Source organism: Streptomyces sp. NPDC026394 (assembly GCF_055567735.1).
Genome location: NZ_JBVHPX010000017.1, coordinates 144654 through 165376, shown reverse-complemented (window position 1 = coordinate 165376; position 20723 = coordinate 144654). Strand labels below are relative to the sequence as shown.

Annotated in this window: 16 protein-coding genes; 11 read left to right on the top strand and 5 right to left on the bottom strand. The window is 73.0% G+C overall.

All coding sequences use genetic code 11. From position 1 onward, the window contains the following. Window positions 1-240: 240 nt before the first annotated feature. Entirely contained in the window at window positions 241-1920 is a 1680-nt protein-coding gene (locus ACZ4QV_RS31090) for a PucR family transcriptional regulator (RefSeq protein ID WP_361151704.1), read from the bottom strand. Window positions 1921-2238: 318 nt separating this feature from the next. On the opposite strand from ACZ4QV_RS31090, the gene ACZ4QV_RS31085 reads away from it, so the two are divergent. From ACZ4QV_RS31085 to ACZ4QV_RS31065, 5 genes are all read left to right on the top strand, one after another. Beyond that, on the top strand, window positions 2239-3126 hold the full coding sequence (locus ACZ4QV_RS31085) for an FAD binding domain-containing protein (protein WP_361583408.1): 888 nt from the start codon (window positions 2239-2241) through the stop codon (window positions 3124-3126). Then, a complete protein-coding gene (locus ACZ4QV_RS31080; protein ID WP_361583411.1) occupies window positions 3117-3758 on the top strand; it encodes a (2Fe-2S)-binding protein in 642 nt (213 codons plus the stop codon). The genes ACZ4QV_RS31085 and ACZ4QV_RS31080 overlap by 10 nt, the downstream gene beginning before the upstream one ends. Window positions 3759-3760: 2 nt before the next feature. Next, window positions 3761-6145 carry a xanthine dehydrogenase family protein molybdopterin-binding subunit gene (locus ACZ4QV_RS31075; RefSeq protein WP_361583414.1) on the top strand — a complete coding sequence of 795 codons (2385 nt, stop codon included), beginning with the start codon at window positions 3761-3763 and terminating at the stop codon, window positions 6143-6145. A gap of 168 nt (window positions 6146-6313) precedes the next feature. Further along, window positions 6314-7771 (top strand): NCS2 family permease, encoded by a 1458-nt coding sequence (locus tag ACZ4QV_RS31070; RefSeq protein ID WP_361583417.1) that lies wholly within the window; start codon window positions 6314-6316, stop codon window positions 7769-7771. Between the two features lie 34 nt (window positions 7772-7805). Continuing rightward, window positions 7806-9035 carry an XdhC family protein gene (locus tag ACZ4QV_RS31065; RefSeq protein WP_361637228.1) on the top strand — a complete coding sequence of 410 codons (1230 nt, stop codon included), beginning with the start codon at window positions 7806-7808 and terminating at the stop codon, window positions 9033-9035. Here the strand turns inward: ACZ4QV_RS31065 and ACZ4QV_RS31060 are convergent. Further along, window positions 8977-10446 carry an MFS transporter gene (locus ACZ4QV_RS31060; RefSeq protein WP_361151720.1) on the bottom strand — a complete coding sequence of 490 codons (1470 nt, stop codon included), beginning with the start codon at window positions 10444-10446 and terminating at the stop codon, window positions 8977-8979. The genes ACZ4QV_RS31065 and ACZ4QV_RS31060 overlap by 59 nt on opposite strands. A 114-nt stretch (window positions 10447-10560) precedes the next feature. Between ACZ4QV_RS31060 and ACZ4QV_RS31055 the strand changes: the two genes are divergently transcribed. Further along, the gene (locus tag ACZ4QV_RS31055) at window positions 10561-11058 is read left to right on the top strand and encodes a winged helix-turn-helix transcriptional regulator (RefSeq protein WP_361583423.1); all 498 of its coding nucleotides are present in this window, start codon (window positions 10561-10563) and stop codon (window positions 11056-11058) included. Window positions 11059-11071: 13 nt separating this feature from the next. Here the strand turns inward: ACZ4QV_RS31055 and ACZ4QV_RS31050 are convergent, their stop codons facing one another. Beyond that, window positions 11072-12067 carry an endonuclease/exonuclease/phosphatase family protein gene (locus tag ACZ4QV_RS31050; protein ID WP_361637232.1) on the bottom strand — a complete coding sequence of 332 codons (996 nt, stop codon included), beginning with the start codon at window positions 12065-12067 and terminating at the stop codon, window positions 11072-11074. 628 nt (window positions 12068-12695) lie between these two features. Here ACZ4QV_RS31050 and mgtA point away from each other — a divergent pair. The 4 genes from mgtA (at window position 12696) to ACZ4QV_RS31030 (ending at window position 18162) form a co-directional block, all read left to right on the top strand. Then, complete coding sequence (gene mgtA, locus ACZ4QV_RS31045; RefSeq protein WP_361151728.1) at window positions 12696-15431, top strand: magnesium-translocating P-type ATPase; 2736 nt, start codon at window positions 12696-12698, stop codon at window positions 15429-15431. Window positions 15432-15522: 91 nt separating this feature from the next. Then, window positions 15523-16401, top strand: a complete 879-nt coding sequence (locus tag ACZ4QV_RS31040; RefSeq protein WP_361583432.1) for an MgtC/SapB family protein — start codon at window positions 15523-15525, stop codon at window positions 16399-16401. Between the two features lie 33 nt (window positions 16402-16434). Further along, entirely contained in the window at window positions 16435-17646 is a 1212-nt protein-coding gene (locus ACZ4QV_RS31035; RefSeq protein ID WP_361637236.1) for a GNAT family N-acetyltransferase, read from the top strand. Between the two features lie 168 nt (window positions 17647-17814). Beyond that, the gene (locus ACZ4QV_RS31030) at window positions 17815-18162 is read left to right on the top strand and encodes a PRC-barrel domain-containing protein (RefSeq protein ID WP_361151736.1); all 348 of its coding nucleotides are present in this window, start codon (window positions 17815-17817) and stop codon (window positions 18160-18162) included. A gap of 103 nt (window positions 18163-18265) precedes the next feature. On the opposite strand, the gene ACZ4QV_RS31025 is transcribed toward ACZ4QV_RS31030, so the two are convergent. Then, window positions 18266-19189 carry an alpha/beta hydrolase gene (locus tag ACZ4QV_RS31025; RefSeq protein WP_361583438.1) on the bottom strand — a complete coding sequence of 308 codons (924 nt, stop codon included), beginning with the start codon at window positions 19187-19189 and terminating at the stop codon, window positions 18266-18268. A gap of 122 nt (window positions 19190-19311) precedes the next feature. Here ACZ4QV_RS31025 and ACZ4QV_RS31020 point away from each other — a divergent pair, with 122 nt between their 5' ends. Continuing rightward, window positions 19312-19704, top strand: a complete 393-nt coding sequence (locus ACZ4QV_RS31020) for a MerR family transcriptional regulator (RefSeq protein ID WP_361151742.1) — start codon at window positions 19312-19314, stop codon at window positions 19702-19704. 36 nt (window positions 19705-19740) lie between these two features. On the opposite strand, the gene ACZ4QV_RS31015 is transcribed toward ACZ4QV_RS31020, so the two are convergent. Beyond that, entirely contained in the window at window positions 19741-20625 is an 885-nt protein-coding gene (locus tag ACZ4QV_RS31015; protein WP_361151744.1) for a helix-turn-helix transcriptional regulator, read from the bottom strand. Window positions 20626-20723: the final 98 nt, after the last annotated feature.

The window sequence follows — 20723 nt, the reverse complement described above, 5'->3', positions numbered from 1 at the left end:
CGCTCGGGGGGGCGGGCGGGGTGGGGCGCCCCATGGGCCGGGGGCTCGGGGCGCGCCGTTCGGCCGGGCTGCCGGGATACGCCCGAACGGGTGATGCCGGTCCGTTGCTTCCCGGCACTGCTGACAGTGAGTCAACTGACGGCGGAAGGTGACCAGTTGTGTATCGGCCGCCGGAGCGGTACATACGCGCCATTCGGCTATGGCCGGATGTGCGCCCTGCCGCCCGCCCGCGTACGCGTCTCAGCTCATCCGCAGCGCCAGGAAGAAGTCCAGCTTGTCCTCCAGGCGCGCCAGGTCGCGTCCCGTCAGCTGCTCGATGCGGCCGACCCGGTAGCGGAGGGTGTTGACGTGCAGGTGGAGACGGGTGGCGCAGCGGGTCCAGGAGCCGTCGCAGTCGAGGAACGCCTCCAGGGTGGGGATCAGTTCGGCGCGGTGGCGGCGGTCGTAGTCGCGCAGCGGGTCCAGGAGGCGGGCCGTGAAGGCGCGGCGTACGTCGTCGGGCACGAAGGGTAGCAGCAGGACGTGCGAGGCCAGCTCCTCGTGGCCCGCCGCGCAGACCCGGCCGGGGCGGGCGGCGGCGACCCGGCGGGCGTGCCGGGCCTCCTCCAGGGCGCCGCGCAGGCCCTCCGCCGAGTGGACGGAGGCGCTGACGCCGAGGGTCAGCCGCCCGTCGTCGGCCAGTCCGCGGGACAGCGGTTCCTGGACGACGGACAGCAGGGTGTCGGCCTGGAGCCCGGCGGCGGACGCGTCCCGGCTCTCCCGCGCGTCGCCGTCCTCCGGTACGGCCGGCAGCGGCACCAGGGCCACCGCCTCGTCGCCGGTGTGCGCGACGGCGATCCGGTCGGACGGGTCGGGCCCGAACGTACCGGGGTCGACGAGCACCTCTTCCAGGAGCGACTGGGCGACCGGCCCGCCGGGCACGTCCCCGCCCTCCCACTCGACGCGGGCGACGACGACCTGCCAGTGCGGGGCGGTGCCCAGTCCGGGCAGCAGCACCGGGGCGGCCACCCGCAGCCGCGCGGCGATCTCGGCGGGCGCGGCGCCCGTCTGGACCAGTTCGAGGACCTCCTGGGCGAGGCGCCTGCGGACCGTACGGGCCGCGTCGCGGCGGTCGCGTTCGACGGCGATCAGTTGGGTGACGCCGTGCAGCAGGTCCAGCCGCTCCTCGGCCCAGTCGCCCGCGTCCGCCTCGACGGCCAGCAGCCAGTCGGACAGCACGGTCTCGCGCAGGTCCCGGCCGGTGCTCCGGATGGGGAAGAGGGAGTACGTGGTGCCGCCGAGCGGGAGCCGGTAGGGGCCGCGGCGGCCGGTGCGGGACGCGGCCAGGTGCTCCCCGGCCAGCCGTGCGCCCACCTCGGCGGGCAGCTCGGGGCCCGACCCGGCCAGCGTGGACCCGGCGATCTGCCGGCCGGTGGGGGACAGCACCCAGGCGCGCAGGTCCAGGTCCGAGCCGAGCAGGTCCAGGACGACCTCGGGGCCGCCACCGGCCGGCCCGGACGTCATCAGGCGGCGGTGCCGGTCCACCACGGCGGCCAGGTCGCCCGCCCGCTCGCCGGAGACCTGCCGTACGACGTACTCGGTGATCGACGCGAACGAGACGGCCTCGACGACGGAGAACAGCGGCAGGCGGTGCCGGGCGCAGGCCGCCACCAGGTCGTCGGGGACCGAGCCCAGTTCGGCCTCGCCCGCGGCCAGTCCGGCGACCCCGGCCGCGGCCAGTATGCGGACGAACCGCTCGGAGTCCGTCGGCTCGCGGCGCCAGGCCAGCCCGGTGAGCACCAGTTCGCCGCCGGACAGGTAGCGGCTGGGGTCGCGCAGGTCGGTGGTCATCACACCACGCACGGTCCGGTCCAGTTCCTCCTCGCCGCCCAGCAGCCGCAGGCCGAGCGTGCCGGTGTCCAGGAGTGCGCGGAGCCGCATGGTCTCTCGCCCGCCGTTCTTTTCTGTCCGATGTTGCCGGTGGAATGCCGCGAGGTTTCTGGGCCCCGCCTTTCGTTCGAATCTACAAGACATGCGCCGTGGCCAGCCAACCGCTTCATGGTTTCGGTGACTGCACCCGGCGGGTGCCCGGCGCGTTCACTTGGCCCGACCGCGTAAACACGACATGAACAGCCCGGCGGACGCGAGGGCCGAAAGTCCTCGTTCCGGGCAGCGGACGACCCGATTTCGCGAGCGGATCCGGTGCCCGGCCGGCCCGGCGTTCCGCCGCACCGAAGATTCGTGGAAGAGAGCCCCCGTATGGACTTCCTTCGCCCCGCCAGCTGGGAGGAGGCGCTCGCCGCCAAGGCCGAGCACCCCACCGCTGTGCCGATCGCGGGCGGCACCGACGTGATGGTCGAGATCAACTTCGACCACCGCCGCCCGGAGTACCTGCTCGACCTGAACCGCATCGACGACCTGCGGGAGTGGGAGGTGGGCGAGGAGACCGTACGGCTGGGCGCGTCCGTGCCGTACACGCAGATCATGGAGAACCTGCGCGCCGAGCTGCCCGGCCTGGCGCTCGCCTCGCACACCGTGGCCTCCCCGCAGATCCGCAACCGCGGCGGCGTCGGCGGCAACCTGGGCACCGCCTCCCCGGCCGGCGACGCGCACCCGGCGCTGCTCGCCTCCGGCGGCGAGGTCGAGGCCGAGTCGGTCCGCGGCCGCCGCATGATCCCGATCGACGCGTTCTACCTCGGCGTCAAGCGCAACGCGCTGGAGCCGGACGAGCTGATCCGCGCGGTGCACCTGCCGAAGGCGGACGGCCCGCAGCAGTTCTCCAAGGTCGGCACGCGCAACGCGATGGTCATCGCGGTGTGCGCCTTCGGTCTCGCGCTGCACCCGCGCACCCGGACGATACGGACCGGCATCGGCTCGGCAGCGCCCACCCCCGTACGCGCCACGGCCGCCGAGGAGTTCCTGGCGGCGGCGCTGGAGGAGGGCGGCTTCTGGGAGTCGGGGCGGCCCGTGCCGCCGTCCGTGGCGAAGCAGTTCGCGGAGCTGGCGGCGGGCGCCTGCAACCCGATCGACGACGTGCGCGGCAGCGCGAAGTACCGGCGCCACGCGGTAGGGATCATGGCGCGCCGCACCCTCGGCTGGACCTGGGAGTCCTACCGCGGCAACGAGAGGAGCGCCCAGTGCGCGTGACATTCACCGTCAACGGCCGCGAGCAGCAGGCCGACGACGTATGGGAGGGCGAGAGCCTGCTGTACGTGCTGCGCGAGCGGATGGGCCTGCCCGGTTCGAAGAACGCCTGCGAGCAGGGCGAATGCGGCTCCTGCACGGTCCGTCTGGACGGTGTGCCGGTGTGCTCCTGCCTGGTGGCGGCCGGCCAGGCGGAGGGCCGCGAGGTCGTCACCGTCGAGGGGCTGGCCGACTTCGCCGGGCAGCGCGCGCAGCGCGGCGGCTGCGCCACCGGCGCCTGCGGGACGGAGACAGGCACGGCGGCCGGCGATGCAGCCGGTACGAGCCTGGACGCGGCGCGGCGCTGGCAGGCCAAGCCGGCCGGCGCCGACGGCCGGACGGGGGAGCAGGCCGGGCTCGCGCCGATCCAGCAGGCGTTCATCGACGCGGGCGCCGTGCAGTGCGGTTTCTGCACGCCCGGTCTGCTGGTCGCCGCCGACGAACTGCTGGAGCGCAACGCCCAGCCGTCCGACGCGGACATCCGCGAGGCACTGTCCGGCAACCTGTGCCGCTGCACGGGCTACGAGAAGATCCTCGACGCGGTCCGGCTCGCCGCCGCCCGCGGCGACGTGCGGACCGTCGGAACGGGGGCCTGACCATGACCGGAGTCACCCGCACGCCCACCCACCTCACCCAGGGCGGCAAGACCGACGCGGGCATCGGCGCCTCCACGCTCCGCCCGGACGGCACCCTCAAGGTGACCGGCGAGTTCGCGTACTCCTCGGACCTGTGGCACGAGGACATGCTGTGGGGCTTCACCCTGCGCTCCACCGTCGCGCACGCCGAGATCGTCTCCATCGACACCTCCGAGGCGCTCGCCCAGTCCGGCGTGTACGCGGTCCTCACCTACGACGACCTGCCCACGGACGTGAAGAACTACGGCCTGGAGATCCGGGACACGCCTGTCCTGGCGCACGGCAAGGTCCGCCACCACGGCGAGCCGGTCGCGCTGGTCGCGGCCGACCACCCGGAGACCGCCCGCCGCGCCGCTGCCAAGATCAGAATCGAGTACGCCGAGCTGCCGCTGGTCACCGACGAGGAGTCCGCGACCCGCGAGGGCGCGCCGCTGGTCCACGAGAACCGCGACGACTCCCACGCCGGGCACGTACCGCATCCCAACATCGTGCACCGCCAGCCCATCGTGCGCGGCGACGCCGCCGCGGCGGCCCGCCGCGCCGACGTGATCGTCACCGGCGAGTACGTCTTCGGCATGCAGGACCAGGCGTTCCTCGGCCCGGAGTCCGGTCTCGCGGTACCGGGCGAGGACGGCGGCGTCGACCTGTACGTGGCCACCCAGTGGCTCCACTCCGACCTGCGTCAGATCGCGCCGGTCCTCGGCCTGCCCGAGGAGAAGGTCCGGATGACGCTCTCCGGCGTCGGCGGCGCCTTCGGCGGCCGCGAGGACCTGTCGATGCAGATCCACGCCTGCCTGCTCGCGCTGCGCACCGGCAAGCCCGTCAAGATCGTCTACAACCGGTTCGAGTCCTTCTTCGGCCACGTCCACCGGCACCCCGCCAAGCTCTGGTACGAGCACGGCGCCACCAAGGACGGCAAGCTCACCCACCTGAAGTGCCGCATCGTGCTGGACGGCGGTGCCTACGCGTCCGCCTCCCCGGCCGTCGTCGGCAACGCCGCCTCCCTCTCCGTCGGCCCCTATGCCGTCGAGGACGTGGACATCGAGGCCATCGCCCTGTATTCGAACAACCCGCCCTGTGGCGCCATGCGCGGCTTCGGCGCCGTCCAGGCGTGCTTCGCCTACGAGGCGCAGATGGACAAGCTGGCGAAGAAGCTGGGCCTGGACCCGGTCGAATTCCGGCAGGTCAACGCCATGGAGCAGGGCACCCTGCTGCCGACCGGGCAGCAGGTCGACTCCCCGGCGCCGGTCGCCGAACTGCTCCGCCGCGTCAAGGCGATGCCGCTGCCGCCGGAGCACCAGTGGGTGACCACCGAGGGCGCCGACGTCCGCGCGCTGCCCGGCGGACTGTCCAACACCACGCACGGCGAGGACGTCGTGCGCGGCATCGGCTACGCCGTCGGCATCAAGAACGTCGGCTTCTCCGAGGGCTTCGACGACTACTCCACCGCCCGCGTCCGCATGGAGGTCGTCGGCGGCGAGCCGGTCGCGACCGTGCACACCGCGATGGCGGAGGTCGGCCAGGGCGGCATCACCGTCCACGCGCAGATCGCCCGTACCGAGCTGGGCGTCGAGCAGGTCACCATCCACCCGGCGGACACCCAGGTCGGCTCGGCGGGCTCCACCTCCGCCTCCCGCCAGACCTATGTCACCGGCGGCGCGGTGAAGAACACCTGCGAGCACGTGCGCGAGCAGGTCCTGGAGCTGGGCCGCCGCAAGTTCGGCACCCATCACCCGGCGTGGGCCACCGCCGAGCTCGTCCTGGAGAGCGGCAAGGTCGTCACCGACGGCGGCGAGGTGCTCGCCGACCTCGTGGACGTCCTGGAGGGCGAGGCCGTCGATCTGGAGCTGGAGTGGCGGCACCGCCCCACCGAGGCGTTCGACCTGCGTACCGGCCAGGGCAACGGCCACGTCCAGTACTCCTTCGCCGCGCACCGCGCGGTCGTCGAGGTGGACACCGGACTCGGCCTGGTCAAGGTCATCGAACTGGCCTGCGCCCAGGACGTCGGCAAGGCGCTCAACCCGCTCTCCGTCGTCGGCCAGATCCAGGGCGGTACGACGCAGGGCCTCGGCGTCGCGGTGATGGAGGAGATCATCGTCGACCCGAAGACCGCGAAGGTGCGCAACCCCTCCTTCACGGACTATCTGATCCCCACCATCCTCGACACGCCGACCATCCCGGTCGACGTGCTCGAACTCGCCGACGAGCACGCCCCGTACGGGCTGCGCGGCATCGGCGAGGCCCCCACCCTGTCGTCCACCCCGGCCGTCCTCGCGGCGATCCGGAACGCGACCGGGCTCGAACTGAACAGGACTCCGGTCCGTCCGGAGCACCTCACCGGTACATAGCCGCTCCGGCCGGGCAGCCGTACGCGGTGCCGGTCACCGCCGTACGGCTGCCCCGCCGCAGGCGCCTGGGCCGTCCCCCGGGTCGTGCAGCCGATGTTCCATCCCAAATCTCGCGGCGCGGTGCGCGCGTGACGCGAGGGCCCCTATGAACCTTGGGAGTAAGGCACCATGACCCAGCAGTTCCTGGAGCCGAAGACCACGGCGGAAGACGCGGGCGCCGGCTCGCGGCAGCCCGCCGGCCGGTCCTGGCTCGACCGGTACTTCCACATATCCGACAGAGGGTCGACGGTCGCGCGCGAGGTGCGCGGCGGCATCACCACCTTCATGGCGATGTGTTACATCCTCCTGCTCAACCCCCTCATCCTGGCCACGCCGGACGTCGAGAAGACCACCCTGGCGAGCGCCGGGGTGGTGACGGCCACGGCGTTCGGCGCGGCGGTCTGCACCCTGCTGATGGGCTTCGTCGGCAAGGTGCCGCTGGCCCTGGCCGCCGGGCTGAACGTGTCCGCGGCGCTGACCTCGCAGGTCGTCCCGTACATGACGTGGCCGCAGGCGATGGGCATGTGTGTGCTGTACGGCGTCGTCATCATGCTCCTGGTGGTCACCGGCCTCCGCGAGATGATCATGAACGCCATCCCGCTGGCCCTCAAGCACGCCATCACCATGGGTATCGGGATGTTCGTCGCCCTGCTCGGCCTGGTGAAGGCCGGCTTCGTCGGCAAGGGCGCCGGCGGCCCCGTACAGCTCGGCCTGACCGGCGAACTCTCCGGCTGGCCGGTCCTCTTCTTCGCCGTCACGCTGCTGCTGATCTTCATGTTGCAGGCCCGCAACATCCCCGGCGCCATCCTCATCGGCATCGTCATCGGCACCGTCCTGTCCGTCCTCGCCACCAGCCTCGGCGGCCTGACCGACAAGGACTGGGGCGGCACCTCGCCCGAGCTGCACGGCAGCGCGGTGGCCGCGCCCGACTTCGGGCTCTTCGGACACGTGGAGTTCGGCGGCTGGGACCAGATCGGCGCGATCACCGTCGGCATGATCGTCTTCACTCTGGTGCTGGCCGGCTTCTTCGACGCCATGGCCACCATCATCGGCGTGGGTACGGAGGCCGAGCTCGCCGACGACAAGGGCCGGATGCCCGGCCTGTCCAAGGCGCTGTTCGTCGACGGCGCGGGCGGCGCGATCGGCGGTGTCGCGGGCGCGTCCGGCCAGACCGTGTTCATCGAGTCGGCCAGCGGCGTCGGCGAAGGCGCCCGTACCGGCCTGTCCTCGGTCGTCACCGGTCTGTTCTTCGCGGCCTGCCTCTTCTTCACCCCGCTCACCCAGCTCGTGCCCGCCCAGGTCGCCGCGGCCGCCCTCGTCGTCATCGGCTCGATGATGATGAGCGCCGCCAAGCACGTGGACTGGAGCGACCGATCCGTGTCGGTCCCGGTGTTCCTCACCGTGGCGCTGATGCCCTTCACGTACAACATCACCGCGGGCGTCGGCGCGGGCGTCATCGCCTACACCGCCATCAAGACCGCGCAGGGCAAGTGGCGGGAGGTCGGCGCCTTCATGTGGGTACTCAGCCTGATCTTCCTCGTCTACTTCGCGCTGCACCCGATCGAGAACTGGCTGGGCGTCAAGTAGCACCCGCCCCGCACCCACCCGTAAGGAGACCGACATGCTGGACATCGCCGACGAGCTGCACCGGTGGGCCCGGCAGGGACGCCCCTTCGCGGTGGCCACCGTCGTGGCCACCAGCGGCAGCGCGCCCCGCCAGCCCGGCGCCGCCCTGGCCGTCGACCGCGACGGCACGGCGATCGGGTCGGTCTCCGGCGGGTGTGTGGAGGGGGCGGTCTACGAGCTGTGCCTGGAAGCGCTCCGCACCGGGGAAACGGTGGTGGAGCGCTTCGGCTACAGCGACGAGGACGCCTTCGCGGTCGGCCTGACCTGCGGCGGCGTCATCGACATCCTCGTCACTCCGGTACAGCCGTACGGCGTGGACGAAACGGACGCACCGGGCACGCGGGGCACACCGGGTGACGGTGGCGCGGCCCGCGCGGAGGACGGTACGGGCCGCGCCGCCACCCTCACCGCCGCCCTGGCCGCCGCGGCCTCGGGCGAAGCCGCGGCGGTGGCCCGGGTCGTCGGCGGCCCGGCCCGCCTCCTGGGCGGCGCCCTGCTCGTACGCCCCGACGGCGGCGTCACCGGCACCCTCGGCGGCCACCCCGGCCTGGACCGCACCGCCGCCCACGAGACCCGCGCCCTGCTGGACGCCGGCCGCACCGCCACCGTCGAGATCGGCGCCGACGGCTCCCGCTGCGGCGAACCCGTCCGCCTCCTCGTCGAGACCTCCGTCCCCGCCCCGCGCATGATCGTCTTCGGCGCCATCGACTTCGCCGCAGCCCTCGTACGCGCCGGAAAGTTCCTCGGCCACCACGTCACCGTCTGCGACGCCCGTCCCGTCTTCGCCACCCGCGCCCGTTTCCCCGACGCGGACGAGGTCGTCGTCGACTGGCCGCACCGCTACCTCGAAACCCAGGAACTCGACGCCCGCACCGCCCTGTGCGTCCTCACCCACGACGCCAAGTTCGACGTCCCCCTCCTGGAACGCGCCCTGCGCCTCCCCGTCGCCTACGTCGGCGCCATGGGCTCCCGCCGCACCCACCTGGACCGCCTCGCCCGCCTCCGCGCCATCGGCCTGACCGAACTCGAACTCAACCGCCTGCGCTCACCCATCGGCCTCGACCTCGGCGCCCGCACCCCCGAGGAGACGGCCCTGTCCATCGCCGCCGAGATCGTCGCCAACCGCCGCGGCGGCACCGGCACCCCCCTGACCGGCGCCCACACCCCTATTCACCACGACCACCCCGCGCCCCTGGACCGCATAGGGCCGGCTTCGGTGGCGTGAGGGGGCGGAGCCGACGGCTGCGGTGATTCCGCGGGCTGATCAGGACGGCGAGCACAGCGGTCAGAAGGGGCACCAGGAGCGCGGCGCGGTACGCGGTGAGGAGACCGCCGTCGCCGGGGGCCGTGGCGGCGCCCGCGACGGCCGTGGCGACAGCGGTGGCAGCCGACAGGCCCAGCGCGGCGCCGAACTGCAAGGACGTGTACAGAAGCCCGGCGGCCAGACCCTGTTCGTGCTCGGCGACACCCTCCGTCGCGGTGATCGTGAGCGGCCCGTGGACCAGCGCGAAGGCGATGCCGATCAGCAGGAGGCTCGGGAACATCGCGGCGTACGCGCGGTCCATGCCGAGCGGCAGGAAGGCGGCGTACGCGACGACCGCCAGCAGCAGGCCGCCCAGAATCACCCGCGCGGTGCCGAACCGCCGGACCAGCCGGGGCGTCAGAACGGGCGCGAGGACCACGTCGGCACCCATGGCCAGCATCGCGAAACTCGTCTGCAGCGTGGACCAGCCGCGCAGTTCGCGCAGGTAGAGCACGGCGATGAACTGGAACCCGAAGAAGCCGGCGGTGAACAGCAGCCCGGTCAGGCCGGCGCGGACCAGCGAGCGCGTACGGAAGATGCCCGGCCGCACCAGCGGCGCCGCCGACCGGCGTTCGATCAGCACGAACGCGAGCAGGAGGACGAGAGCGGCGGCGAAGGTGGCCAGGGTCCGGACCGGCGGGGCGTGCGAGGCGCGCTCGACGGTCAGGACGAACAGGAGGATCGCGCCGGTGACGGTGACAGCGCCGGGGAGGTCCAGCCGGGGGCGTGGCGTCGCACGCGTCCCGGCCGCACGCACCTCTTTCGCGCGTATCGCCTCCGTACGCGGAATGAGCGGCAGCCCCGCGGCGAGGATCACGGCCGCCAGGACGACCGGCGCGAAGAACACCCACCGCCAGTCGGCCGCCGTGAGCAGGCCCCCGGCGACCAGCCCGACGGAGAAGCCGCCGCCCCCGGTGCCCGAGTAGACCAGCAGGGCCTTGGTGCGCTGCCGCCCCGCGGGAAAGCCGGTGGTGATGACGGACAGCCCGGCGGGCATCATGAACGCGGCGCAGGCACCCGTCACGAACCGGGCCAGGACGAGCGTCCACCCGTCGCCCGCGATGCCGCCGAGGCCCGAGAAGACGAGGAAGACCGCGAGCGGCAGCAGGAACATCCGCCGCCGTCCGAACAGGTCGGCCGCCCGCCCGCCGAGCAGCATGAAGCCGCCGTAGCCGAGCACGTACGCGCTCATCACCCACTGCAACGCGCCGGTGGACAGCCCGAGATCGGCCCGGATCGACGGCAGCGCCACGTTCAGCATGGCGATGTCGATGCCCTCCAGGAAGATCGCTCCGCACAGCACCAGCAGCACGCCCCAGCTCCGGCCGCTCATACGGTCGCCGTCCCCGGGCGCCAGGGTGGCGGTGGTGAGGTCCATGGTCGGTGCTCCCTGTGCCGGTCGGTTACCTCTTGTTACCGACCGCATCTTCCGGCACCGTGAACCCCCATGGAAGAAGGCACTTCGAAGTCACCCGGGCACACCGGGGTAACCCGTCCGGCCGAGCCGTGCGACGACGGCGCGCACGGACCCGGCACGGCCCCCGGCGCCGCGTGCGACTACGACGCCCGGCAATGGGACGTACGGGAGGGCTGTGAGGTCCGGCAGATCCTCGACCGGGTCGCCGACAAGTGGTCGCTGCTCGTCATCGCGCTGCTGGACCGCCGCACGCTGCGCTTCACCGAACTGCGCCGCGAGGTCGACGGCATCAGCCAGCGGATGCTGACGGTCACACTGCGCCAGCTCGAACGCGACGGCCTCGTCCGCCGTACCGTGCACGCGGTCGTCCCGCCCCGGGTCGACTACGAGCTGACGCCCCTGGGCGCGACCCTGCACGACACCATCCAGGCGCTGGTCACCTGGACCGAGGAGCACCAGGAAGAGATCGCCGAGGCCCGTGCCGCGTACGACCGCCGCGAACGGGACCAGGGGCCGGGGGAGGGCTGACGGAGGGGCCACTTCAGCGCGCCGCGTGCAGCTCCAAGTCGACGGCCAGCGCCCGGTGGTCCGTGTCCGGCAGGTCCAGGAAGCGGGCCGCGCGGGGGCGCAGGGCGCCGCTGACCAGGACGTGGTCGATCTGGGCGCCCAGCACGGGAGTGGTGCGGGCGGGCCAGGTCGGGGTGCGGGGGCTGCCGGTCCGCTCGGCGCTGTCGTGCAGGCCGGTGTCCAGGACGGCCCGGAAGGCGGCGTGGTCCTGGGAGGAGTTGAAGTCGCCCGCGATGACGAGAGGTTCGCGGCCGCGGGTGGCCGCCAGGTCGCGGAGGCGGCCGAGTTCGGTGCGCCAGGTGGCCAGGGAGGCGGGCAGCGGCGGCATCGGGTGGGCGACCTGGAAGCGCAGGCGGTGGCCTCGGACGGTGACGGACGCGCGGGGCATGGCGAGTTCGCCCGCCACCGCGCCGTCCGTGCGCAGCGGGAACCGGCTCAGTACGGCGGAGCCCTCGGACGCGCCGTGTCCGGCGAGGAGGCGGAAGGGGTAGGCCGCGCGGACGGCGGGGGAGTCCAGGGCGGCGGCGCAGCGCTCCGGGTCGCACTCCTGGACCGCGACGAGGTCGGGGCTCTCCCGGCGCAGCGTGGCCAGCAGTCCGTCCGTGGCGCGGCCGAATTCGAGGTTCGCGGTGAGGACGCGGAGGCGGGCGAGGGGCTCTCCGCGCGGCGCGGGGGCGTCGTCGCCGTACGGCCGGACGAACGCCGTCAGGCCGAGCAGTACGGCGGCGGCCCAGAACAGTCCGGGCCGCCAGCGCGCCGCGAGGGACAGTGCCAGGGCGAGCGCGGCGGGCACCAGCAGCCAGGGCAGGAAGGCGAGCAGTTGCGGTACGGGCGTCACGCCGTCCGAACCGGCGGCGCGGAAGACGAGGGGAACGGTGGCGGTGAGGAGGAGGGCGCCCGCGACGGCCGTGGCCGCCCGCCGCCGTGATGCCGTGCCGGTCGCAACGGCCGTGGCATTTCCCGTCCCCATAGGACGATGATGCCGTACCGGAGGGCGGGTGCGAGGTGAATCACACCGGTGCTTGGGAAATTCTTGGCCGAAAGGGGGAGAGGCCGGCGGGCCGGGTATGGCATTATTCGGTGGTGCGGGTGCCGGAACGCGCGGCGCCCGGGTTTGTGTCCGCGCGAGCAAGGAGGTGATCGGGATGAGTCCCGAAGGAAGTCCTTGCCGCAGCGTTGCAGTGTGCTGACTGCTGAATTCCCCGTGAGCTGACACCGGTGCCCTGCAAGGGGCCGGTGTACCGCCGCGCTGTGGGCCACTACCGCTGAGAAGTGCCGGATGTCCGCTGCCGGAAGCCGCCGAGCGTGGCGATGACGGCGGCCGCCGGTGTGCGCTGCCCCCGGCTGCTCCTGCTCCGCGCTCTGTATTTCCGTTCCCTTTTCCGTGTGCCGCGCACAACGCCCGGCGCGCGGAAATGCGTACGGCTGTGCCGTGGTGCTTTTCGGCGTGCGCGCACTCTCTTTCCTTTCCCGTGATTCCACATCACCGATAACGCAATTCCCTGTGCCGGGGCCCCGCGCCGCCCGGTCATGCCGTCATGCCCGCATGCCGTCATGGCCCCATGCCGCCGCGCCCCCGCACGGAGGGAGGTTCTGTCATGACCGATCTGCTCACCCCCGAGAAGCTCGCTCCGCCGGGCCGCCGCCCGTGCCGCCGGGAGCGGAAGGCCGCCGAACTGGCGGCCCGCACCCGCGCCGTCGGCGAGCACCTGGCCGCCATCAGCGCGCGCCCGGCGTCCGGGGTCCTCCAGGACCTGCGCACCGGACGCGACGGCCTGCTCCAGGAGAACGCCGAGGCCCGCCTGGAGCACGACGGCCCCAACGTCATCGCGCACGAGCGTCCGCCGCGCTGGTACGCGCAACTGGCGAAGGCGTTCTGGAACCCGTTCATCCTCGTGCTCACGGGCCTGGCCGCCGTCATGTACGTGCAGTGGCTCCAGGCCGCCGACGAGGAGCCCTTCGACCCCAAGATCCCGATCCTCGGCGCGATGGTGCTGATCAGCGCACTGCTGCGGTTCTGGCAGGAGTACCGCTCGGGCAGCTCCGCCGCCGCGCTGCGCGCCCTGGTCACCACGACCACCGCCGTACAGCGCCGGGCCGCCCGTACGCAGGCTCCGGCCACCGTGGAGGTGCCGGTGGCGGACGTCGTGCGCGGCGATGTCGTCGTGCTGGCCGCCGGTGACCTCGTACCGGCCGACCTGCGACTGCTGTCCGCCAAGGACCTCATGGTCGCCCAGGCCGCGCTCACCGGCGAGTCGCTGCCCGTCGCCAAGGCCGACACCCGGGCCGAGGACGGCGGTCAGCACACGACCGCCGACCCGGTGGAGGCGGACAACCTGGCGCTGGCGGGCACCTCCGTCACCTCCGGCACCGCGACCGGCGTGGTCGTCGCCACCGGGCGGGACACCTACTTCGGGTCGATGGCCGGTTCGCTGGCGGGCGAGCGCCCGGAGACCAGCTTCGACGCCGGGGTGAAGAAGGTCAGCTTCCTGCTGATCCGTTTCATGCTGGTGATGGTGCCGCTGGTGTTCGCCGTCAACGGCCTCACCAAGGGCGACTGGGCCGAGGCTGTCACCTTCGCGGTGGCCGTCGCGGTGGGCCTGACGCCCGAGATGCTGCCGATGGTGGTCACCACCAACCTGGCGCGCGGCGCGGTCGCCATGGCGAAGCGCAAGGTCGTCGTCAAGCGCCTGAACGCCATCCAGAACCTCGGCGCGATGGACGTGCTGTGCACGGACAAGACCGGCACCCTGACCGAGGACCGCGTCGTCCTGGACCGCTACCTCGACGTACGCGGCCACGAGGACGGCGAGGTGCTGGAGTACGCCTACCTCAACAGCCACTTCCAGACGGGGCTGCGCAACCTCATGGACCAGGCCGTCGTCGACCGGATGCACGAGGCCGAGGAGGTGGTCGTCGACGCGCGGTTCACGCTGGTCGACGAGGTCCCCTTCGACTTCGCGCGGCGCCGGATGTCGGTGGTGCTGCGGCGCGACGACCTCGACGGGCCGGCCGCCGAACACCTCCTCGTCACCAAGGGCGCGGTGGAGGAGGTCCTCGCACTGTGCACCCACCTCACCGACGGCGGGCAGCGGCTGGAGCTGACCGACGCACTGCGCCGGCAGGTCGCCCTGACCGCCGAGAACCACAACCGGCAGGGCCTGCGGGTCCTGGCGGTGGCGACCCGTACGCTGCCCGCCACCCGCGAGACGTACGGCGTCGCCGACGAGGCGGAGCTGACCCTGCGCGGCTTCCTGGCCTTCCTCGACCCGCCGAAGCGGGACGCCGCCGAGGCCCTGCGGGCGCTGGCCGGCAGCGGCATCGCCGTCAAGGTCGTCACCGGCGACAACGAGCTGGTCGCGGCGCGGGTGTGCGCCGACGTCGGTATCGAGGCGGGCACCGTCGTCACCGGGCCGTACCTCGATCTGCTCGACGAGCCGGAGCTGGCCGCCCTGGTCCGTACGACGACCGTGTTCGCCAAGGTCAACCCCGTGCAGAAGGCAAGGATCGTCCGCGCGCTGCAGGGCGCCGGACACACCGTCGGCTTCCTCGGCGACGGTATCAACGACGCCGCGGCGCTGCGCGAGGCGGACGTCGGTGTCTCGGTCGACACCGCCGTGGACCTCGCCAAGGAGTCCGCCGACATCATCCTGCTGGAGAAGGACCTGACCGTTCTCGGACAGGGCGTCCTCCAGGGGCGCCGGACCTTCGGCAACACCATCAAGTACATCAAGATGACGGCTTCCTCGAACTTCGGCAACGTCTTCTCGGTGCTGGCCGCCTCCGCCTTCCTGCCGTTCCAGCCGATGCTCGCCACCCAACTGCTCGTACAGAACCTCTGCTACGACATCTCGCAGCTCGCCACCCCCTGGGACCGGATGGACGAGGAGTACGTGCGCAAGCCGCGGACCTGGGACGCCCGGGGCATCGGACGCTTCATGCTCGTCCTGGGACCGACCAGCTCGGTCTTCGACATCACCACCTTCCTGCTGATGTGGCACGTCTTCGGGGCGAACAGCGAGGCGCACCAGGCGCTGTTCCAGTCCGGCTGGTTCGTCGAGGGGCTGCTGACACAGACGCTCGTGGTGCACATGCTGCGCACCCGCAGGATCCCGTTCGTACGGTCCCGGGCCACCCGGCCCGTCCTGCTGATGACCGCCCTGGTCATGGCGTTCGGCATCGCCCTGCCGTTCTCGCCGCTCGCCCCGGCGCTCGGCCTGACGGCACTGCCGCTGAGCTATTTCCCGTGGCTGGCCGGGACGCTGCTGGCGTACTGCCTGCTGACCCAGGGAGTGAAGACCTGGTACATCCGCCGGTTCAACACCTGGCTGTGAACCGCCGATGGAGAAGGCCGACAGAGCAAGCCGGAGCAGGGGCCCGCCTCCGGGCGGCCCCGCACCGGCGCACGGAGGAGGAGCGCGGATCATGGTGAACGAGTGGCAGCTGGCCGGCAACATCGCCGCCGGCCTGGGTTTCGGCGCGGTCATCGGCCTGGAACGGCAGTGGCGCGCCCGGATGGCGGGACTGCGCACCAACGCGCTGGTCGCCGCCGGCGCCGCGCTGTTCGTCCTGCTGTCCCAGTACGGCTTCGCGGCCGCGACCAGCACCACCGGCTACGACGGATCGCGGGTCGCCGCGCAGATCGTCTCCGGCATCGGCTTCCTCGGCGCCGGCGTCATCATGCGCGACGGACTGAACGTACGCGGCCTGAACACCGCCGCCACGCTGTGGTGCTCGGCCGCGGTCGGCGCCCTGGCGGGCACCGGGCTGTACGTGGTCGCGGCGCTCGGCACGGCCGGGGTGGTCGGCGCGAACCTGGTGCTGCGGCCGCTCGGCCGGCGGATGGACCGGGAGCCGGGCGGCGGCGCGGAGGTCGCGACCGACTACTACTTCGAGGCGGTGTGCCTGGAAACCGAGGAGGCGCACATCAGGACGCTGGTCGTACAGGCCGTCACCCGGCCCGGCTTCCGGCTGCGGGCGGTGCACAGCCGCGACGAAGGCGCCGAACGGCCGGACGGCGGGACGCCGCCGAGGGTCACCGTCGCCGCCGAGCTGACCACCGAGCGGCGCGACGACAGCCTCCTCGAAGAGGCGGTCAGCCGCCTGTCGCTGGAGCCCGCGGTGTCGGCCGTGAGCTGGACCGTCCTGAACAACCCGGACGGCGGCGAGGGGGACTACGACGAGCCGTACGGTGCGGACTACGGCGACCGCGGGCGGCACGGGCGCCGCCACCGGGTGCGGGACTTCTTCTCGGGGACGGGCGGTCCGGCCGGGCCCGGTGGCCCGTCGCGTAAAAACGGGTGACGGCGCGCGGGGCCCGGCGTTACCGTCCCTGAGGTGACCACGGACATCCGGGGCATCCCCGAAGCTCACGTCGACCGGGCACTCGACCTCGCGCACCTCGCCTTCCACGTGACGGCCGGTGACGCCACCCGCAAGCGCCAGCGCGAACTGCTGCTGAACTGCGAGCGGGTGGGGGCGTACGACGACGAGGAGATCGTCGGCTTCGCCGCGGCACACCGCCTGGGCCTCTCCGTGCCGGGCGGCGAACTGCCCGTCGCCGAACTGGACTTCGTCTCGGTCGCGCCCACCCACCGGCGGCGCGGCGTGCTGACCGGCATGATGGGCGAACTGTGGCGCCGCTGCGCCGCCGACCACCGGCCGCTGGCCTGCCTGTGGGCGTCGGAGGAAGCGATTTACGGCCGCTTCGGCTTCGGTCCCGCCACCGAGGCGTACGCCGTCGAGGTCAACACCACCCGGCCCCTGGCCCTGCGCATCACGCCCGACCGGCGCCCGCTGCGGCTGATCGCCCCGGCGGACGCCGTCACCCTACTCGCGCCGCTGTACGAGACGGGCCGGGCGCGGCGCGGCGGACGGCTCTCCCGCAGCGAGGCGTGGTGGCGGCGCGCGGTGCGCGCCGACGACGAGGACGGTGACGACGCCAAGGGCGGCCCGGCGCGCGTCGTCGTCCTCGGCGACAAGGACGCGCCCGCCGTCGGGTACGTCGTCTACCGGGTGGGGGAGAAGGGCATCGTCACCGTCGAGGAACTGGAGGCGGACGACGCGCCGGCCGCCGCCGCCCTCTGGTCCTACCTCGCCTCCATCGACCTGACGCGCAAGGTACAGGCATGGGCGGTCGCCCCCGACGACCCGCTGCTGCACTTCGCCGCCGACCGCGACCAGGTACGCGTCACCGGCCAGTGGCCCGCGATGTGGCTCCGGCTGGTGGACGTGGCACGGGCCCTGACCGCCCGCTCCTGGGCCGCCCCCGTCGACCTCGTACTGGAGATACGCGACGCCACCCTGCCCGCCAACGCCGGCCGCTTCCGCCTGACCGCGGACCCGTCCGGTACCGCCTTCGGGCCGACCGGCGACCCGGCCGACCTGGCCCTGGACGTACGGGACCTGTCGGCCTGCTACCTCGGCGGCGTCCGGCTGCGGCGGTTGGTCCACGCCGGGCTGGTCGAGGAACGCACGCCCGGCACGGCCCGGGTGCTGGACGCCGCGCTGGAGACGGAGTACCTGCCGTTCGCCGGTGAAGGCTCCTGAGCCGAGAAGGGCCGAGGACGGCCGAGGACGGCTGGAGACGGTTGACGACCGCTGAGGGCGGCGCGGTGGCCGGAAGCGGAGCACCGTGCCGCACCCCGCCGTTTGGGTGAGGTGCGGCCGGGCACCCGGCGCCGTGTTCCGAGTCCCGATCGCGCGAAGGAGCGTTCCATGACCGACATCTGGGGCTACCCGGCCGGCGCCGGCCACACGGCCGGTACGGACCTCGCGGGCTACAAGGTCGAGGCCACGGACGGCCATATCGGCAAGGTCGACAAGCACTCCGACGAGATGGGCTCCGCCTGGATCGTGGTCGACACCGGAGTCTGGATCTTCGGCAAGCACGTCCTGCTGCCGGCCGGCGTCATCGCGTCCGTCGACACCGCCGAGCGCAAGATCTACGTCTCCCGCACCAAGGAAGAGATCAAGAACTCCCCGGAGTTCGACAAGGAGAAGCACCTCGGCAACCCGGACTACCACCAGCAACTCGGCTCGTACTACCAGCCGCACCACGAGTGACCGGCCCGGCCTGACCTGTCGCCGGCCGAGGGCGGGGCTCTCGTGCCCCGTCCTCGGCCGTGCTGTGTCCAGTCCAGCCCAGCCCCGCCCTCCCGTGGCGCGCTCACACAGCGGGCAGGTGTGCCTCGGCGAAGGCGACGGCGTCGGCGACGGCTCGGTCGGCGGCGGGCAGGTGACCGGTGAGCAGATGCCACACGTGTCCCATCCCCGGTGCGACGTCCAGACGGACGGACACGGCGTCCTCGGCCAGCTTGGCGGCCAGTCGGACGGCGTCGCTGAGCATGACCTCGTGACCGCCGACCTGGATCAGGACCGGCGGCAGCCCGCGGGTGTCGGCGAAGACGGGGGAGGCCAGCGGGCTGCTCGGCGGGGCGCTGCCCAGGAAGACGTCCGCGGCACGGCGCAGCCCCGCACGGCTGACGGACGGATCGACGCCGTCGAGGGTGCGCATCGTCGCCCCCGTATGTTCGAGGTTCGCCCAGGGCGAGACGGCGATCGAGGCGGCCGGCCGGGGAAGTCCCCGGTCGCGAGCCGCGACGAGGACGCTGACCGCCATCGCGCCGCCGGCCGAGTCGCCGGCGAACACCACGTTCTCGGGCGCGGCGCCCTGCTTCAGCAGCCAGCCGTAGGCCGTGACGGCGTCGTCGACGGCGGCGGGGAAGACCGCCTCGGGCGCGAGCCGGTAGTCCGGCACCAGAACGCGGGCGCGCAGCCGCCGGGCGAGTTCGCCGGTCAGCCCACGGTAGCCCTGCGGGTCGCCGACGAGGTAGGCACCGCCGTGCAGGTAGACCAGGTACCGGCCGGGGACGGCGTCCGCGGGGACCGCCGACTCGGCGGGCACCCCGTCGGCGTCCACCGGGGTGAACGTCACGCCGTCCGGCGCCGGAAAGCAGTCCTGGAAGAACTGCCGGTAGGCGAGCCGGACGTCCTCCAGGCTGTCGGGCCCCTGCCCGGCGGCCGCGTCGAGGACGCCGCTGCTGCGAGCCGCCCATTCCCGGTAGAACGCGGGGACATCGATCGTGACCATACTGGTCCTCCTCCTGCGCAGACGCACCGCGGCCGCGTTCCGGCCGCCCCGCGAGTCTCGGACCTTCACATCGATGGGAAGGTCAAGCGGAGGGCCGGAAGCGGAGCCGTAGGCTCAGGCGCATGAGGATCGGAGAGTTGGCAGAGCGCACCGGCACCTCCCGGCGTCTGCTGCGCTACTACGAGGAACAGCGGCTGATCACGCCGGGACGGTCCGGCAACGGCTACCGTGCGTACGAGGAAGCACACGTGGGCCGCGTACTGCAGATCAAGGGACTCCTCGACGCCGGGCTGCCGACCCGGATCATCCGGCAGATCCTGCCCTGCCTGGCCGAGCCCCGGAGCATCCACTTCGACGATCTGACACCGGAGATGACGGGCATTCTGGAGCAGGAACACGATCAGCTCAGCCGGCGCATCGACTGCCTGACCCGCAACCGGGACGCGATCGCCGACTACCTGCGGACGGTACGGGGCATGCGGGCCGCCGCCGGTTCCCCCGGCCGGGCGGACTGACCGACAGCCACGGCCCCGCAGGAACCGCCACCCGGCTCACGGCAGCAGCCCCGCCCGGCGCGCCGCCACCACCGCCTGGAGCCGCGAGTGCACCCCCAGCTTGCGCATGGCGGACCGCAGGTAGCTCTTGACCGTCTCCGGGCGCAGGCCCAGCCGTTCCGCCGTCATCGCGTTGGTCGCGCCGGAGGCCACGCACGCCAGGACGTCCACCTCGCGCGGCGCCAGCACCGGGCCGTCCGGCCGGCCGTGCCCGCCCGGCGTCCGGCCGTGCCCGTCGCCCGTACGGCCGCGCCCGGGAGCGGACGCCGCCGCCAGCCGTCCGCACGCCGCCAGCAGCTCGTGCCGCAGCACCGGGTCGGCGACGCGCTGGGCCAGACCCCGCAGGTCGCCGTGTGCCTCCCGGACCTCCTCCCAGGCCGCCGGATCGGCGGCCGCGGGCTGCCGGGCGACCGACAGCAGCCGCTGCGCCTCGTCCTGGAGCAGCAGGGCCTGCTCCAGCTCGCGGGCCGCTTCCATCGCGGCGGACAGCGGGCGGTCGCCGAGCTGTACGGGGTGGCGCAGCGCCCCGTACAGCACCCCGCGCACCCGCCGCCGCACGACGACCGGCACCGCGAGCACGGAACACAGTCCCTCGGCCGCCACGGCGGCGTCGTACTCGTGGCTGATGACGGCGGACGCGTGGTAGTCGGTCACCGCGAAGGGGCGGGTGAGCTCGGCCGCCTTGCCGCCGAGGCCGTTGCCGTGCCGGACGGCCAGGCCGTGCAGCGCTGCGGTTCCGGCACCCGTCAGCTCGCTGATGCGGTAGCGGCCGGTGCCGTCCCGCAGCCCGCCGAACGCCACCGGCAGCCCGCTCGTCCGCCGCAGCCGCAGCAGCGCCGCCCGTACGTCGGCGGACCCGCCGCACTCCGATTCGACCCGCACGCCGAAACCTCCGCTTCCCCCCGTTCGGGGGTGGTGAGACCTGCGTCACTGATTACACGATGGCGGTAGGCGGTGCGGCAATGAGGAGGACACATGGC

Coding starts and splice junctions, on each gene's coding strand:
- ACZ4QV_RS31090 (WP_361151704.1), bottom strand. CDS start 1,920: ATGCGGCTCCGCGCACTCCTGGACACCGGCACGCTCGGCCTGCGGCTG.
- ACZ4QV_RS31085 (WP_361583408.1), top strand. CDS start 2,239: ATGGACTTCCTTCGCCCCGCCAGCTGGGAGGAGGCGCTCGCCGCCAAG.
- ACZ4QV_RS31075 (WP_361583414.1), top strand. CDS start 3,761: ATGACCGGAGTCACCCGCACGCCCACCCACCTCACCCAGGGCGGCAAG.
- ACZ4QV_RS31070 (WP_361583417.1), top strand. CDS start 6,314: ATGACCCAGCAGTTCCTGGAGCCGAAGACCACGGCGGAAGACGCGGGC.
- ACZ4QV_RS31065 (WP_361637228.1), top strand. CDS start 7,806: ATGCTGGACATCGCCGACGAGCTGCACCGGTGGGCCCGGCAGGGACGC.
- ACZ4QV_RS31060 (WP_361151720.1), bottom strand. CDS start 10,446: ATGAGCGGCCGGAGCTGGGGCGTGCTGCTGGTGCTGTGCGGAGCGATC.
- ACZ4QV_RS31055 (WP_361583423.1), top strand. CDS start 10,561: ATGGAAGAAGGCACTTCGAAGTCACCCGGGCACACCGGGGTAACCCGT.
- ACZ4QV_RS31050 (WP_361637232.1), bottom strand. CDS start 12,067: ATGGGGACGGGAAATGCCACGGCCGTTGCGACCGGCACGGCATCACGG.
- mgtA (WP_361151728.1), top strand. CDS start 12,696: ATGACCGATCTGCTCACCCCCGAGAAGCTCGCTCCGCCGGGCCGCCGC.
- ACZ4QV_RS31040 (WP_361583432.1), top strand. CDS start 15,523: ATGGTGAACGAGTGGCAGCTGGCCGGCAACATCGCCGCCGGCCTGGGT.
- ACZ4QV_RS31030 (WP_361151736.1), top strand. CDS start 17,815: ATGACCGACATCTGGGGCTACCCGGCCGGCGCCGGCCACACGGCCGGT.
- ACZ4QV_RS31025 (WP_361583438.1), bottom strand. CDS start 19,189: ATGGTCACGATCGATGTCCCCGCGTTCTACCGGGAATGGGCGGCTCGC.
- ACZ4QV_RS31020 (WP_361151742.1), top strand. CDS start 19,312: ATGAGGATCGGAGAGTTGGCAGAGCGCACCGGCACCTCCCGGCGTCTG.